Origin of the sequence: Hymenobacter sp. AT01-02 (genome assembly GCF_000961955.2) — a bacterium.
In the GTDB taxonomy this organism is placed as follows: Bacteria; Bacteroidota; Bacteroidia; order Cytophagales; family Hymenobacteraceae; genus Hymenobacter; species Hymenobacter mucosus.
The window spans coordinates 16572-32326 of sequence record NZ_JZIR02000076.1 but is presented as its reverse complement, the minus strand read 5'-3'; the positions used below and the strand labels follow the sequence as shown (position 1 = coordinate 32326).

Below are 15755 nucleotides of genomic sequence, written 5' to 3'. Positions count from 1 at the left end.
AGTAAGCTGATTTCGTTTACGGGCCGCGTGCAGTACAACTTCAAGAGCCGCTACCTCCTCACGCTCACGGGCCGCTCCGATGGTTCTTCGGTGCTGGCGCCGGGCAATAAGTGGGCGTTTTTCCCTTCGGCGGCCGTGGCCTGGCGCATCATCGAAGAGGATTTCATGAAGGACCTATCCCTCGTGACGGACCTGAAATTGCGGGCCAGCTATGGTCGCGCTGGCAACTATGATATTCCGGCCTACTCCACGCAGTCCTTGCTGGTGCGCATACCGTTTGCCTTTGGCGAAACTTCCTCGCCGGCCTACGCTTTTGCCAACCGCATCGGCAACAAGGAACTGGGTTGGGAGCTGTCGAATACGCTCAACTTCGGCCTCGACTTTGCCCTGCTGAACAACCGCCTGACGGGTACTGTGGATGTGTACGACACCCGCACCAAAGATTTGCTGCTGAACCGCGTGCTGCCCGCCACTACTGGCTATTCGGTGGTGACGGAAAACGCCGGCCGCACCCGCAACCGTGGCATTGAGGTAGGCTTGAATGCACTGGCAATTGAGAAGGACGACTTCCGCTGGAACGTGGGCCTGACCTGGTTTAAGAACAAAGAGGAAATTACGGAGCTGACCGTTTCGGGCAACGACATCAACAACCGGTGGTTTATTGGCTCACCCGTCAGCGTATTCTACGATTACGAGAAGATTGGTGTCTGGCAGACCGATGAGGCGGATCAGGCCAAGCAGTTTGGGCAGAAACCCGGCCAGATTAAGGTGCGCGACCTAAACGGCGACGGCCGCATTACGGCTACCGATGACCGTAAGGTGGTGGGCACTACCGTGCCGAAATGGAGCGGGTCTTTCAACACTGACTTCAGCTACAAAGGTTTCGATTTGTCGTTGCAGCTGTTTGCCCGCGTGGGCCAGACGCTGAACTACGAGTACAACGGCTTCTTCGATCCGCAGGGCATCGAGAACAGCTCCGTCCAGAACTACTGGACTCCCGAAAACCCTTCTAACGACTACCCCCGCCCCGACGCCAGCCTCTCGAAGTCTACGCTGCGCAACGCCCTGTATGGCACTACCCTAGATTATGTAAACGGCTCCTACGCCAAGCTGCGGGCCGCTACGCTGGGGTACACGTTTCCAGTAGGCCTGGCCTCGCGGCTGCACATGTCGTCGTTGCGGGTGTACGTGCAGGGCAAGAACCTCTACACCCTGAGCCACATCGACAACTACGACCCCGAGCGGGGTGGCGCCATCACCACGCCCATTCCGCGGGTGCTGACCGCTGGTATCAACCTAGGTTTTTAAGAGGATAGAGGTAGTTTAACGCTGACTAGAAAGATGAACTTCTCCACTCAACATATGCTGAAACTGCTGCTGGCCGCCGGAGTACTCTCGCTCACGCTGCCCGCCTGTGAAAAGCAGCTCGAAGAATATAACCCCTCCGGCCTTACTGCCGATGCGGTGTACAGCACACCTGCCGGTTTTGAAACTCTGGTGAATGCCGCCTATTCCTACACCCGCTGGTGGTATGGCAAGGAAAACGGCTACAGTGTTTCGGAAATGGGCACCGACCTGTGGCAGCGCGGCGCCGGCGACGTAAACCCCGACCTGACGGAGTACACCACCTTGCAGGGCAGCTCCGCCGCCCTCAACGAGCTGTGGGGTAAGCTGTATACGGCCGTCAACATCTGCAATTCCGGTATTGGGCGGATAGGAAATTCCGGTATGACGGATGCGCTGAAGAAAACCCGCGAAGGGGAGTTGCGTTTTCTGCGGGCCTTCTACAACTGGCAGATTGTAGAAACCTGGGGTGGCGTGCACCTGAGCACGGCCGAAGTAACGGCCATCGAAAACACGGCCAATCGTACGCCGGTAGAAACGTTCTACAAGCAGATTTTTGAAGACCTGAACGTGGCCGTGGCTAACCTGCCTACCACCACCACCGACTACGGCCGGGTAACGAAGCCCGCCGCCGAGGCCTTCCTTGCTAAAATGTACCTTACCCGCGGCCAGAATCGTGAGGCCGCCGACTTGGCCCAGAAGGTGATTAGCAGCTACAGCTACGCCTTGCAGCCCCGCTTTGCCGATCTGTGGTCCATGAGCAACCTTGAAAACAAGGAGATTCTGTGGGCCATCAATTATTCCAAGGATTTGAGCGTAAACGACAGGGTAGACCCTGCACTCTATCCGGAAGGGCACTCACGCGGGGGCAACAACGGTCATCTGCTGTTCCTGATGAAGTACGACGACCAGCCCGGCGTCATCCGCGACGTTGCCTACGGTCGTCCCTTCAACCGCTTCATGCCTTCTCTCTTCTATCTGAACCTGTTCAATGAGAAGGTTGACGCCCGCTACGCCGCTACCTTCCAGACGGTGTGGCTCGCAAACCGGGCCGTAGCTGGCATTGCCGTGGGCGACACGGCCGTGGTAGCTAGCAAGTACATCATTCCGGCCTCGGTGAAGGCCCAGAAGAAGTACCGCATTTGGGACCAAAGCGCCGTGTATCGGCCCAACGGTACTATCAGTGGCGACCGGATTCACTACATGACTATGAAGAAATTCATGGACCCCACGCGCCCCACCATTGCCGAAGAGCAGAGCGCCCGCGACGCCTACGTGATTCGTCTGGCCGATGTGTACTTGACGGCGGCTGAGGCGGAGTTCAAAGCGGGCAATTCGGCGAAGGCGGCCGAGCTGATAAACGTGGTACGGCGCCGCGCCGCCATTCCGGGCAAAGAAACCGACATGCTGATCAAGGCTACCGATGTAACCCTGGACTTTATCCTGGATGAGCGAGGCCGCGAACTGGGCGGTGAGCAACTCCGCTGGTTTGACCTGAAACGGACCGGTAAGCTCTTGGAGCGGGTGAAAAAGTACAACCCCGATGCCGGGGCCAGCATTCAAGATTTTCACCTGGTACGACCGATTCCGCAGCGCCAACTGGATGCAGTCATCAACAAATCTGAATTCGCTCAAAACCCCGGTTACAGATAACCCTTCATACCCTGGTCGGGCTGGCTGTAAGCTGGTCCGGCCAGGCTTTTTTCTTTCCCATGAAACAACTTGTCATTTTGTTCTTCGCGCTATTGCTGCTGGCTTTCCGGCCGGCGGAGGACAAGAAACCCACCATTTTCCTTGTCGGCGACTCAACTATGTCGGACAAGCCCCTGGACAAAGCGGAGCGCGGCTGGGGTATGTACTTTCGCCAGTATTTTGACGAGAACGTGGCCGTGCAAAACCACGCCATGAACGGCCGCAGCACCCGCAACTTCCGCCACGAAGGACGCTGGGCCAAGGTGCTGGAGCAGCTTAAGCCTGGCGACTGGGTGTTTATTCAGTTCGGCCACAACGATTCGAAGCAGGAGGACACGGCCCGCTACGCTGCGCCCCAAACGGCCTACCGCCAAAACCTGACCCGCTACGTACAGGAAGCCCGTGCCAAGGGGGCCAATCCAGTGCTGCTCACGCCCGTAGGCCGCCGTTACTTCGATGACCAGGGCAAGCGCAAGGACGACCACGGCGAGTATCCGGCGGTAGTAAAGGCCGTGGCCAAGGCCCACAAAGTGCCTCTGATTGACTTGCACGAAACCAGCTGGGCCATGTACTCCCAACTCGGCGACGCCGGCTCTAAGCCCTTGTTCTGGAGCTACCAGAATGGCGCCAACAACACCAAGCTCGACAACACTCACTTCTCGGCCTACGGTGCCGAGCGGGTAGCGCAGCTGGTAGCCCAAGACGTGAAAAAGCTCAACCTAGGCTTAGCTAGCCACTTGAAGCCCCTGGCTTTCACGGGCAAGTACAGCTACGACCTGCCCGTTGTGCTGCAACCTTATTTTCGCAAAGACACGTTCGACATCCGTAAGTACGGGGCCGTGGCCGACGGCCAAACCCTCAACACGGAAGCTTTCCGCAAAGCCATTGAGGCCTGCAGCCAGCAGGGTGGAGTAGTACTTGTACCGCGCGGCTTGTGGCTCACGGGCCCCATTCAACTGAAAAGCAACGTGAACTTGCACGTACAGCGCGGGGCGCTGGTGCAGTTCAGCAACAAGCTCTCCGACTACCAGCTCATCAAAACCAACTGGGAAGGTGAGGACGCCGTACGTAACCAGTCGCCCATTTCTGGCTACGACCTGGAAAACATTGCCATCACCGGTGAAGGCACCTTTGATGGTGCCGGCGACGCGTGGCGCATGGTGAAAAAGGAAAAGCTAAACGCCGGTCAGTGGCAGCGCTTGGTGAAGTCGGGTGGGGTAGTGGATGAGAAGGGTACTACCTGGTATCCATCGGCTAGCTCGCTTAAGGGCTCTACGCTCAGCAAACCTTGGACAATTCCGGCTGGTCAGCAGCCCGATTACAGCAAATACCAAGAGTTCAAGGATTTCCTGCGGCCCAACATGCTAAGTCTGCAGCGCTGCAAGCAAATTCTGCTGGAAGACTTTACCATTCAGAACTCGCCGGCCTGGACCATCCATCCATTGCTCTGCGACAACATTACCCTGCGCAACGTGACGGCGCGCAACCCCTGGTACGGCCAAAATACCGACGCGCTCGACCTGGAATCTTGCCGTACTGGCTTGGTAGAAGGCTGCACGTTTGACGTGGGCGACGACGGTATCTGCATCAAATCGGGCCGCGACGAGGAGGGCCGCAAGCGGGGCATTCCCACCGAGAACTTCATCATTCGTGATACGAAAGTGTACCACGCCCACGGTGGCTTCGTGATTGGTAGCGAAATGTCGGGTGGGGCGCGCAACCTGTACGTGTATAACTGCACCTTCATGGGCACCGACGTAGGCCTGCGCTTCAAGACGGCCCGGGGCCGCGGGGGGGTAGTCGAAAACATCTTCGTGGACGGCGTAGACATGACCGACATTGCAGGCGAAGCTATTCTTTTCGACATGTACTACGCGGCCAAGGACCCCGTGCAGGTGAACGGTGATGCCTACGGCATTCCGGAAATCAAGGCGGAACCCTTGAATGCTGGTACGCCGCAGTTCAAGGGCTTCCGCATAAAGAATGTAACCTGCAAAGGTGCCAACACCGGTATTCTGGTGCGGGGCTTGCCGGAAATGGCCATTCAGGACGTGGATATTGAAAACACCGTGCTGGAGTGCAACAAAGGTCTGGTATGCCAGGAGGCAGACGGCATCCGCCTCAAAAACGTGACGTTGATTTCGGATAATACCAAGCCCGTACTAGAAGTGCAAAACAGCCGCAACATCAGCCTCGACAACATTCGCTACACGCCCGGCGCCGAGCTGCTTCTGCGCGTGACCGGTGACCGGAGCAAGGCCGTGACGTTGCGCAACACGAACACCAAAGCCGCCAAGAAGGACGTGGAAATCGGTCAGAAGGTGTCTAAAAAGGTTGTAACGGTATCTAAACTGTAAAAAAAGAACCACCCCTTTTCCATGGAGAAGGGGTGGTTGCGCTTTGGCGCAACTGGGTTGTGGGCCCGTGTGCTGCTAATAGCATCGGTAAAGTGGGCTCAAGCATCAGCTCCACCCGCAGCTTTGGTTGGGTGGGTATGCGTAGCCAATCTTCTTTGGTACCCAACCCCTATCAACTATGCCTCAGCCTGTGTCCAAGAAGATGAAAAACAGGCTTTGGGCTCTAGCTTAACTTTCCCTACTCATGCTCTCTCGTCGCTTTCTCCTTTCCGGTTTAGTAGTAGCCTCGCTTTCTTCGCAAGCTCAAACTGCCAGCACCACCACTCGGCCGATGTCGCAGCGCATGGCCGATGCCTTTATTAGCTGGCACCCCGACTCCATTGTTATTGGCAACCGCAAAACTGCCCGCTGGGACTACGAGCAGGGGCTAATGCTGAAGGCGTTGGAGCGCGTATGGCAACGCACGGGTGACGCGCGCTACTTCTCCTACATTCAGAAGGACCTCAACCAGTTTGTGCAGCCCGATGGCACCATTCGCACTTACAAGCTGGAGGACTACAACCTCGACAACCTGACGACGGGGCACGCCCTGCTTACCCTCAGCCAGATGTCGGTGCCCCAGGTAGAGAAGTACCAGAAAGCGGCGCAGCTGCTGCGCAAGCAGCTGGAAGGGCAGCCGCGTACTAAGGCGGGTGGCTTCTGGCACAAGAAGGTGTACCCCAACCAGATGTGGCTCGACGGCCTTTACATGGCTGAGCCGTTCTACGCCGAGTACAGCAAAGTTTTCAACCAGCCCGCCGGCTTCGACGACGTAGCGAAGCAATTTGCTCTCATCGAAAAGAACCTGGTGGACCCCAAAACAGGCTTGCTCTACCACGGCTACGATGAAAGCAAGGAGCAGAAGTGGGCCAACAAGCAAACCGGCCAGTCGCCGAATTTCTGGGACCGGGGAATGGGCTGGTATGCTATGGCATTGGTTGATGTGCTGGACTACTTCCCCCAGAACCACCCGCAGCGCCAACAGCTCATTAAGGACGTACAGCGCCTAGCTCCGGTGCTGGCCAAGTATCAGGATGCCAAAACGGGCACCTGGTCGTTGGTGGTCGATCAAGCCGCGCGCAAGGGCAACTACGCCGAGGCTTCGGGTAGCAGCATGTTTGTGTATTTCCTGCAAAAGGGTGTGCGTATGGGCTACCTCGACAAGAAGTACGCCGACGTGGCGCGCAAAGGGTACGATGGGCTAGTGAAAACCTTTGTGGCTACCGAAACCGGGGATGCCTTGGCTTTCAACGGGACGGTAAGCGTGGGAGGCCTGGGAGGCAACCCCTACCGCGACGGTAGCTTTGAGTACTACCTCTCTGAGCCCCTGCGTAAAAACGACCTGAAAGGCGTAGGGCCTTTTATTCTGGCGAGTGTAGAAATGGAGGTGGCCGCCGAAAGCAGCAAGGGCAAAGGCAGGACAGTAGCCATAGACAACTATTTCAACCACGAGCTGCGCAAGAACCCCACTGGCGGCCAGCAGGAGCCCTGGCACTACACTTGGGAGGATCGTACGCACGGCGGCTTTTACTTCTGGGGCCAACAGTTCCGCGACTTAGGGGCCAAAACCGTCACTGTTCCTATCGCCCCAACGGCCGCCGCATTGGCGAACGTAGACGTGTTCATTATTGTGGACCCCGATACCAAGAAAGAAACGCCCACGCCTCATTTCGTGCAGCCCGCCGATGTGCAGGCCCTAACCAAGTGGGTAAAGAACGGGGGCACCTTGGTGCTCATGGCCAACGATACCAGCAACTGCGAAATTCCGCGTTTTAATACGCTGGCTCAGGCATTCGGCATTCAGTTCAAGCCCCTGAACCTGAATATGGTGAAAGGCAGTCAGTTTGAGCAAGGCCGCGTGGCGCTGCCTGCCGGCAATGCCGTATTTAAAACGTCGCGGGCCGCTTACATTAAGGAGCTGGCTCCGCTGGATATACAAGCGCCCGCGCAGCCCCTCATCAGCCAAGACGGCCACGTGATTATGGCAACGGCCAAAGTGGGTAAGGGCACTGTCTTCGTCGTGGGCGACCCGTGGCTGTACAACGAATATGTAGACGGCCGCAAGATTCCGGCTGAGTTTCAGAACTATCTGGCCGCAAAGGATTTGGCTACCTGGTTGCTGCAACAGGTAGGGGCTAAGTAAGGTAGGGCGCCCTTAGTGCCAGCCGTGGTAAGTGCGGCTGATGCAGGGCTTTGCCTGGGCATCTTTCGGGCAAAGCAAGGAAGAGGCGGTACGTTCCGGCTGCTTGCTTTGCCCGAGAGATACTGGTTACCTGTTCAAATCATTCTTGCGTTGCTACTGCCGTTGCGTATGCGTCTCTTTGTATCGTTGCTCTTGGTTCTATTGCCGCTGGTAGTGGGAGCCAATCGTCCTTGTCGAAAGTGTGGGTACCTGACCTGGGCAATGGCACCTACAAAAACCCCGTTCTCTACGCCGACTACTCTGATCCCGACGTGGTGCGGGTGGGCCAGGACTATTACCTCACGTCCTCCAGCTTCAACGCCTCGCCGGGCCTCCAAATCCTGCACTCGCGCGACCTGGTAAACTGGACCATTATTGGGGCCGTGTTCAGCCAGCAGCTACCCCAGGCCCGCTACAACATACCTCAGCACGGCAACGGCGTGTGGGCCCCGGCTATCCGCTACCACCGTAAGGAGTTCTACATCTATTACCCTGATCCCGATCTGGGCTTGTTTGTGACCAAGGCCAAAAACCCGGCCGGACCCTGGAGTACCCCGGTATGCATCAAGGATGCTAAGGGCTGGATTGACCCCTGCCCCCTGTGGGATGAGGATGGGCAAGCCTATTTGGTACACGGTTTTGCCGGTTCGCGGGCGGGGTTCAAGAGCGTGCTGGCCGTAAGCCGCATGAGCCCCGACGGTCTGCACCTCCTCGGCGACGAAGTACTAGTGTTTGATGGACACGACAAGCACCCCACCATTGAAGGGCCCAAATTCTACAAGCGCCACGGCTACTACTATATTTTCGCGCCGGGCGGTGGGGTAGCCACTGGCTGGCAGGTAGTCATGCGCTCCAAAAATGTGTTTGGTCCCTACGAAGACCGGGTAGTTATGGCCCAGGGCAATACGGGCATCAACGGCCCGCACCAAGGCGCGTGTAGATACGCCCGATGGCAAAGAAGACTGGTTTCTGCACTTTCAGGACCAGGGGCCCTACGGCCGGGTAGTGCATTTGCAGCCCCTGCAGTGGAAAAATGACTGGCCAGTTATTGGTGAGGACCCTGATGGGGATGGTAACGGCCAGCCCGTGCTAACCCACCGCAAGCCCACCATTAAAGGGCAGCCACACCCTTTGGCCACTCCCGCCACTTCCGATGAGTTTACCAGCAATACACTGGGGCTGCAATGGCAATGGCACGCCAATCCGCAACTGGGCTGGCACTTCCTGAACGGTAGTGCGGGATTGCTGCGGCTATATTCCGTGCCTCTACCCGATGATTACCGCAACCTCTGGCAGGTACCCAACCTGCTGCTGCAAAAGCTGCCCGCCGACAAGTTCACCGTCACCACCAAGCTAACCTTCAGCCCCCGCTTTGAAGGTGAAAAAGTAGGGCTAGTAATGATGGGCCTGGATTACGCGGCGCTGTCCTTGGGTAATGCAAACGGCAAGCTGCTGCTAACCCAGGCAGTGTGTAAGAATGCGGAAAAATTGGCGGCTGAGCAGGAGACTTCCTCCGTTGTAGTTCCGGGCAAGCAGCCTGTCTACCTGCGGGTAGCGGTGCAGCCTGGTGCTATCTGCCAGTTTAGCTACAGCCTCGATGGGCAGCAGTTTCAGCCGATTGGTGGGGCGTTTACCGCGCGGGAGGGCAAGTGGATTGGCGCCAAAGTAGGTCTGTTCTGCACCCGCGCCGCTAAAACCAACGACGCAGGCAGCGCCGATGTAGATTGGTTTCGGGTAGAGTAAGACGCTAGACCTGAGCATGGTGAGCGTACCGCCATCCACTAGGCTTACAGCTTCACCATTTCCGGCATCGTGGAGGTGCGCACAATCAGCTCCGTCGGAATCCGTACCGTTTCAATGGGTAGGGCGCGCTGCTTGCGCTCAATTTGGTCAATAAGACGCTCTGCGGCTATCTGACCAATTTCCTGGGCAGGCTGAACGACCGTACTCAGTGGAGGCGCTAGTAGCTCTGCCACGTTGAGGTTCGTGAACCCAATGAGTGACACGTCGTCGGGGATGTGCAGGTTGCGCTGGCGGAGGGCTTGCAGGCAGCCCACAGCTAGTCGGTCGGAGGCGGTGAAAAAGGCGTCGGGCGGGGAGGGGTACCGCATGAGTTCGTCTACCATTGGGCCTACTTCATCAGGCCCGAAGGAGCCGTAGCGCACCAAGCTCTCATCGAATACTAAGCCGTGCTTTTCCAAGGCCGCACGGTAGCCGGCCAGGCGCTCTTGCGTGATGCTTAGCCAGGGCTGAATGGTGAGGTGAGCAATGCGCCGCCGGCCCGATTGAATCAGATGCTCCGTCGCGGCAAAGGCTCCCCCGAAGTTGTCGGCCACTACCTTTGTTACGTTCAGCTCCGCCGATACACGGTCGAATAGCACAAGTGGTACGTTCTTATCGAGTACTTCCTGTAGGTGTGCTACGTTAGACGTTTCGCTGGATAAGGACATGAGCAACCCATCTACTTTCCGGGACATAGACTGCTGCACGTTGGCTATTTCTCGCTCGTAGGATTCCTGGCTTTGGAAGATGATAACGTGGTAGCCGCGGTTGTAGGCAATGGCTTCAATCCCATTGATGGCCTGCGAGAAGAAGTAGTTGGCAATCTGAGGAAGAATAACTCCAATGGCCCGGCTGGCGCTGCCCTTCAGGCTCAGCGCAATGGGGTTAGGGCGGTAGTTGAGCCGCTCGGCGCATTCCATTACTAGGCGCTTCGTCTCAGGGTTGATTTCGTAGCTCCCTCGCAACGCCCGCGACACTGTGGAGGTAGATAGATTCAGCTCGCGGGCAATGTCTTTTATGGTGAATGTTTCCACAGCGTAGGCGGGCTATTAATAGAGAAATGAAGGAGAGTGGGGACTTACTTTAATCCAAGAACCTCTGCAGCCTAGCGGGGTAAGTGCCAGGGGCAAAAAGCAGGAAGAACGCCAAAGTATCCGTCGTATAAGCTGCCAAAAACCGCGTCGGCGGCTGGTTGGCAACGTTCCCGACATCGTTTGCGCAAATTATTAACCGGATGATCTTCCTTTTGGGAAAGCCATCATCTAACCTTAACCAAGCAGAAAGCTAGCCTGGTGTTTCAAAAGTACACCGGATTTCTCCGAAAAGTTTATAATCCTACTTCCTCCGGAATGAGTACTTCCTCCTGGTTTGATCTGAGGGGTAAAGTGGCCCTAGTGACGGGCTGCACGCGCGGCATTGGCCAAGCCATGGCCGTGGGCCTGGCCGAGGCCGGGGCCGACATCATCGGCGTGTCGGCTTCGCTGGCGCTGCAGGGCTCGGCCACGGCCCAGCAGGTGCAGGCGCTGGGCCGGCAGTTCCATGCCTACCAGGCCGACTTCAGCCAGCGCGCCCAGGTCGATGCCTTCCTGACGCAGGTGCAGCAGGACTTCCCCCGCATCGACATCCTGATCAACAACGCCGGCACGATTCAGCGCGCCCCCGCCGCCGAGCACCCCGATGCGCTCTGGGACCAGGTGCTGGCCATCAACCTGGACGCGCCCTTCCGATTGGCGCGGGCGCTGGGCGGGCGCATGCTGGCCCAGGGCGGGGGCAAGATCATCTTCACGGCCTCGCTGCTGAGCTTCCAGGGCGGCATTCTGGTGCCGGGCTATGCGGCCAGCAAGGGCGCCATTGCCTCGCTGGTGAAGGCGCTGGCCAACGAGTGGGCCGGGCGCGGGGTCAACGTCAATGCCCTGGCCCCGGGCTACATCGCCACCGACAACACGCAGGCCCTGCGCCAGGACCCGGACCGTGCCCAGAGCATTCTGGCCCGCATTCCGGCCGGGCGCTGGGGCACGCCCGCGGACTTTAAGGGGCCCACCGTGTTTCTGGCCTCGGCCGCGGCCGACTACGTGCATGGCACCATCCTCACCGTCGATGGCGGCTGGATGGGCCGCTAAGGTTACCTGTTAACCGAGCAGGAGGGTGTACCCACTCCTGCTTCCAAAGGCACTGCCTCCTACTTTCATTCGCTTAGTATTCCTAGTATGATTCAGCGTTACGCTATTGGTCCCCGCGAAACTGCGGCAATGAACACCGCCGAGTTGCGGGAGAACTTCCTGTTGGAAAACCTGTTCGTGCCCGGCGAAATTCAGTTGGTCTACACCCACTACGACCGCATGATTGTGGGAGGCGCCACACCCACCACGGAGGCCATTAGCTTGCCCTGCCCAGAGAACTTAAAGGCAGAGTTCTTTTTGCAGCGCCGCGAACTGGGCATCCTCAATACCGGTGCGGCCGGTACCGTCACGGTAGACGGTATGTTGTACGAGCTGGGCCGCCAAGATTGCCTGTACGTGGGCAAGGATGCTCGTGAGGTAACTTTTGCCAGCGTCGATGCCGCGCAACCTGCCAAGTATTACCTGCTGTCTACGCCTGCGCATGCGGCTTATCCTACTACCCGCATGACCCAGGCCGAGGCTACCCCCGTGACCATGGGTGCCCTGGAAACGGCCAATCAGCGCACCATCTATAAGTACATCTACCTGGAGGGCATCCAAAGTTGCCAGCTTGTGATGGGCCTGACGCAGCTACACGCGGGTAGCGTGTGGAACACCATGCCTAGCCACGTGCACGACCGGCGCATGGAGGCCTACCTCTACTTTGACTTGGCTGAGGGGCAACGCGTGCTGCACCTTATGGGCCAGCCCCAGGAAACCCGCCACCTCTGGGTGGGAGAGGGGCAAGCCATCCTCTCGCCGCCGTGGTCTATTCACTCCGGCTGCGGTACGGCCGGTTACACCTTCATCTGGGGTATGGGTGGCGAAAACCAAGAATACACCGATATGGACCCCGTGTCCATCACAGAACTGCGCTGAAAAGCACCCACCTTCCCAATACCAAATTCCCACACTTGTCATGAAAAGAAAACTACTGTTGCTGGCGCCGCTGTTGGCGTGCGTGGCGGCACCAGCCTGGGCGCAGCAGCGGCGCGTGCAAGGCGTCGTTAAGTCGGATAAAGGGGAGCCACTCCCCGGCGTCACGGTAGTGGTAAAGGGTACTACCGCGGGCGCCTCCACCGACGTGGAAGGCCGCTTCGACCTGCCCGTGCCCGAAAATGCTACCCTGCGCTTTAGCTACATCGGCTTCCTGCCCTACGAAGTAGCAGTAGGCAGCAACACTAGCCTGAACGTGACCCTGCGGGAAGACAGCAAGACGCTGGACGACGTGGTAGTAATTGGCTACCAGGCCGTGCAGCGCCGCGACGTAACCGGCTCGGTGTCGTCCGTCAGTGCTCAGCAGATCAAGGATATTCCCGTAAACTCCGCCGCCGAAGCTCTAACGGGTCGTTTGGCTGGTGTGCAGCTTACTTCTTCAGAAGGTACGCCCGGCAACCTCGACGTGCGCGTGCGGGTGCGCGGCGGTGGCTCCATCACCCAGGACAACTCGCCGCTCTACGTGGTAGATGGCATTCAGATTGAAAATGCCCTGGCCGTAATTGCGCCCCAGGATATTGCCTCGGTGGATGTGCTGAAGGACGCGTCGGCTACCGCCATTTACGGTGCCCGCGGTGCCAACGGCGTTGTAATCATCACCACCAAGAAAGGCATCGAAGGCAAAACCGTTATTAGCTACAATGGCTTTGCCGGTTTCCGCCGCATCAGCAAGAAGCTGGGCGTGCTCAAGCCCGCCGACTACCTCGATTATCAGTTTGAACGGGCCCAGCAGGTAGGTCTTACTGGCAGCGCCGGCTTAGACTCGTACGAGAAGCTGTTTGGTAGCTCCAACTACCTAAGCGATACGCTTGCTCGCGCCCGCAACTCACCCTTCCTCGACTGGCAGGATGAGGCTTTCGGCCGCGACGCCTTCCAGCAAACCCACAACGTGTCGGTATCGGGTGGGGTGAAGGGCACGACGTACTCCCTGAGCCTAACCCACAACGACGAAGACGGCATTCAGCGGGCATCGGGCTACACCCGCAACTTGGTGAACTTCCGCTTCGATACCAAGCCGCTGGAGAAGCTGCGCATCGGCTTGAACGTGCGCTTCAACGACCAAAAATCCACCGGCGCTGGAACGTCCAGCTCGGGTTCCAACACCACCTCCCGCCTACGCAACGCGGTACAGTACCTACCCTTGTCGGTGCCCCGCAGCAGCGGCGTCCTGCTCGACCCGAACGTGTTTGACCCGGAGTTCTTCACGACTTCGTCTCTGGTAAACCCTATCGTCGCCATTGAAAGCGAGTTTCGGATGATAAGCGCCGCACCTTCAATGTGGGGGCCAACATAGCCCTGGATTTGGCCAAGGGCCTCGTGTTTCGCTCCACGGCTGGCTTCGACATCAACAACACCGAGCTAAACACCTTCAACGGCCGCAACTCACCTACCATCCGCCAGCCTGCGGGTGGCTACAACGAGCTGCCGTTTGCTACCATTACCACGGGCACCCAGGTAACGCTCAACAACTCCAACGTGCTGGATTATAGCCTCACCAAGGGCAAGCACGCGATTGGGTTGTTGCTGGGCGAGGAAACCTACCAGCAGCGCAACCGCCAGCAGTACATCCAAACCAACTACCTGCCGCTGGACATTACGGCCGAGCGGGCCTGGGCCAACATCAACCAGGGCGTGCTGCCCACGGGCGTAACGGCCCAGCCAGTGCTGCCCAGCACGAGCATTCCCCAGGACTACACCCAGCTCTCGGGCTTTGGCCGCCTAACGTATTCATACGACGATAAGTACCTGTTTACGGGTACGTTCCGGGCAGATGGCTCGTCCAAGTTCAGATCGGGAAGCCAATGGGCTTTCTTCCCAGGTGCTTCCGCCGCGTGGCGTATTTCCAAGGAAGATTTCTTCACGGGCGTTTCCGGTATTTCGGACCTGAAGTTCCGCTTGAGCTATGGGCAGGCAGGTAACAACCGCATCGGCGACTTCCTGTACAACCAATTGTTTGCGGCCGGCAATGCGCCCTACTACCTCAACCATAACCAAGTGCTGGGAGCTTCGGCTACTACCTTGCCCAACCCGAATTTGAAGTGGGAGGTAACGACCTCGCGCGACTTTGGGGTGGACCTAGCGCTGTGGGAAAACCGGGTGCAGTTTACCGGCGACATCTACTATAACACGACGACCGACCTGCTCATCAACCGGCCCATTCCACCCTTCTTGGGGTATACCAGCCAGTTGCAGAACGTAGGCAAAACCTCAAACAAAGGTATAGAGCTGCAACTGACGGGCACCATCTTCAACACACCCGACTTCACCTGGACGGCTACTGCCAACGCCTCCATGAACCGCGGCCGCATTGAAAGCCTGGGCGAAAACCTCAACGAAATTGCTGGCATCAACTCGGGCTGGGCGGGCTCGAACTTCGCTTCGGCGGCCGACTACAAAGCGGTAGTGGGTCGGCCAGTGGGCGAAATGTACGGCTACGTGACCGACGGCTTCTACACCGCCGATGACTTCGAGGGCTTTGATGCCGCTACCAACCTCTGGATTCCTAAGTCGGGGCTGCTACCCTCGGGTACGGCAGTAGGTCAGGTGGCCCAGCCGGGTGTCATCAAACTCAAGGACCTGAACGAGGATGGTACCGTGAACGACCTCGACCAGAAGGTAATCGGCAATGCCAACCCCAAGGTGACGGGCGGCCTGAACCAGCAGTTTACCTACAAGAACTTCGACGCCAGCGTCTTCCTCAACTTTGTGTTGGGCAATGATGTGTACAACGCCAACAAGATTGAGTTCACCACGAACACGCCCAACACCGTGTTCAGCAACGTGCTCGATGTGATGGAAGACCGGTACCGCACCATCAACGCCGATGGCACCCGCATTACCGACCTCAACACGCTGCGCGAGGTAAACCAGAATGCCAAGATCTGGACGCCTACCCAGCGCTACTTCCTGCACTCCTGGGCCGTGGAGAATGGCTCTTTCCTGCGCATCAATAACGTGACGCTCGGCTACTCCCTCCCCAAACCATTAATTCAGCGCGTGAAGATGACCCAGGTGCGCTTCTACGTGACCCTGAACAACTTGTACACCTTCACCAAATACACGGGCTACGACCCCGAGGTGAACACCCGCCGTTCGTCGCCGCTCACGCCTGGGGTTGACTATGCCGCCTACCCTCGTAGCCGGGCCTTCCTGCTGGGTGTGAACCTGGCCCTGTAATTCCCACCCACTGCTTTCCCACTTCAG

The 15755-nt window shown here is 58.0% G+C and carries 10 protein-coding genes and 1 pseudogene; 10 read left to right on the top strand and 1 reads right to left on the bottom strand.

The window, feature by feature from the left end; genetic code table 11:
* Nucleotides 1-3: 3 nt before the first annotated feature.
* The 6 genes and pseudogenes from VI25_RS24260 to VI25_RS27190 form a co-directional block, all read left to right on the top strand.
* Nucleotides 4-1308, top strand: a pseudogene (locus tag VI25_RS24260) (SusC/RagA family TonB-linked outer membrane protein); the annotation flags it as partial.
* A 54-nt stretch (nt 1309-1362) separates the two neighbouring features.
* Nucleotides 1363-2997: a RagB/SusD family nutrient uptake outer membrane protein gene (locus tag VI25_RS18830; RefSeq protein WP_045689148.1), complete on the top strand. Its 1635-nt coding sequence runs from the start codon at nt 1363-1365 to the stop codon at nt 2995-2997.
* A gap of 59 nt (nt 2998-3056) precedes the next feature.
* Nucleotides 3057-5393, top strand: coding sequence for a glycosyl hydrolase family 28 protein (locus VI25_RS18825; RefSeq protein WP_055562735.1), 2337 nt, complete (start codon nt 3057-3059; stop codon nt 5391-5393).
* 244 nt (nt 5394-5637) lie between these two features.
* Nucleotides 5638-7575, top strand: a complete 1938-nt coding sequence (locus VI25_RS18820) for a DUF4350 domain-containing protein (protein WP_045689147.1) — start codon at nt 5638-5640, stop codon at nt 7573-7575.
* Nucleotides 7576-7814: 239 nt separating this feature from the next.
* Complete coding sequence (locus tag VI25_RS27195) at nt 7815-8651, top strand: glycoside hydrolase 43 family protein (RefSeq protein WP_236705132.1); 837 nt, start codon at nt 7815-7817, stop codon at nt 8649-8651.
* Entirely contained in the window at nt 8620-9357 is a 738-nt protein-coding gene (locus tag VI25_RS27190) for a hypothetical protein (RefSeq protein WP_236705131.1), read from the top strand. Before VI25_RS27195 ends, VI25_RS27190 begins: the two co-directional genes overlap by 32 nt.
* Nucleotides 9358-9401: 44 nt before the next feature.
* Here the strand turns inward: VI25_RS27190 and VI25_RS18810 are convergent, their stop codons facing one another.
* Nucleotides 9402-10430 (bottom strand): LacI family DNA-binding transcriptional regulator, encoded by a 1029-nt coding sequence (locus tag VI25_RS18810; RefSeq protein WP_045689146.1) that lies wholly within the window; start codon nt 10428-10430, stop codon nt 9402-9404.
* Between the two features lie 315 nt (nt 10431-10745).
* On the opposite strand from VI25_RS18810, the gene VI25_RS18805 reads away from it, so the two are divergent.
* The 4 genes from VI25_RS18805 to VI25_RS27930 all read left to right on the top strand — a co-directional run bounded on the left by VI25_RS18805 (nt 10746) and on the right by VI25_RS27930 (nt 15728).
* Nucleotides 10746-11516, top strand: a complete 771-nt coding sequence (locus VI25_RS18805) for an SDR family NAD(P)-dependent oxidoreductase (protein ID WP_045689145.1) — start codon at nt 10746-10748, stop codon at nt 11514-11516.
* Between the two features lie 87 nt (nt 11517-11603).
* Complete coding sequence (gene kduI, locus VI25_RS18800; RefSeq protein ID WP_045689144.1) at nt 11604-12434, top strand: 5-dehydro-4-deoxy-D-glucuronate isomerase; 831 nt, start codon at nt 11604-11606, stop codon at nt 12432-12434.
* 40 nt (nt 12435-12474) lie between these two features.
* On the top strand, nt 12475-13845 hold the full coding sequence (locus VI25_RS27935; protein WP_262489984.1) for a SusC/RagA family TonB-linked outer membrane protein: 1371 nt from the start codon (nt 12475-12477) through the stop codon (nt 13843-13845).
* Nucleotides 13830-15728: a SusC/RagA family TonB-linked outer membrane protein gene (locus VI25_RS27930; protein ID WP_262489983.1), complete on the top strand. Its 1899-nt coding sequence runs from the start codon at nt 13830-13832 to the stop codon at nt 15726-15728. The genes VI25_RS27935 and VI25_RS27930 overlap by 16 nt, the downstream gene beginning before the upstream one ends.
* Nucleotides 15729-15755: the final 27 nt, after the last annotated feature.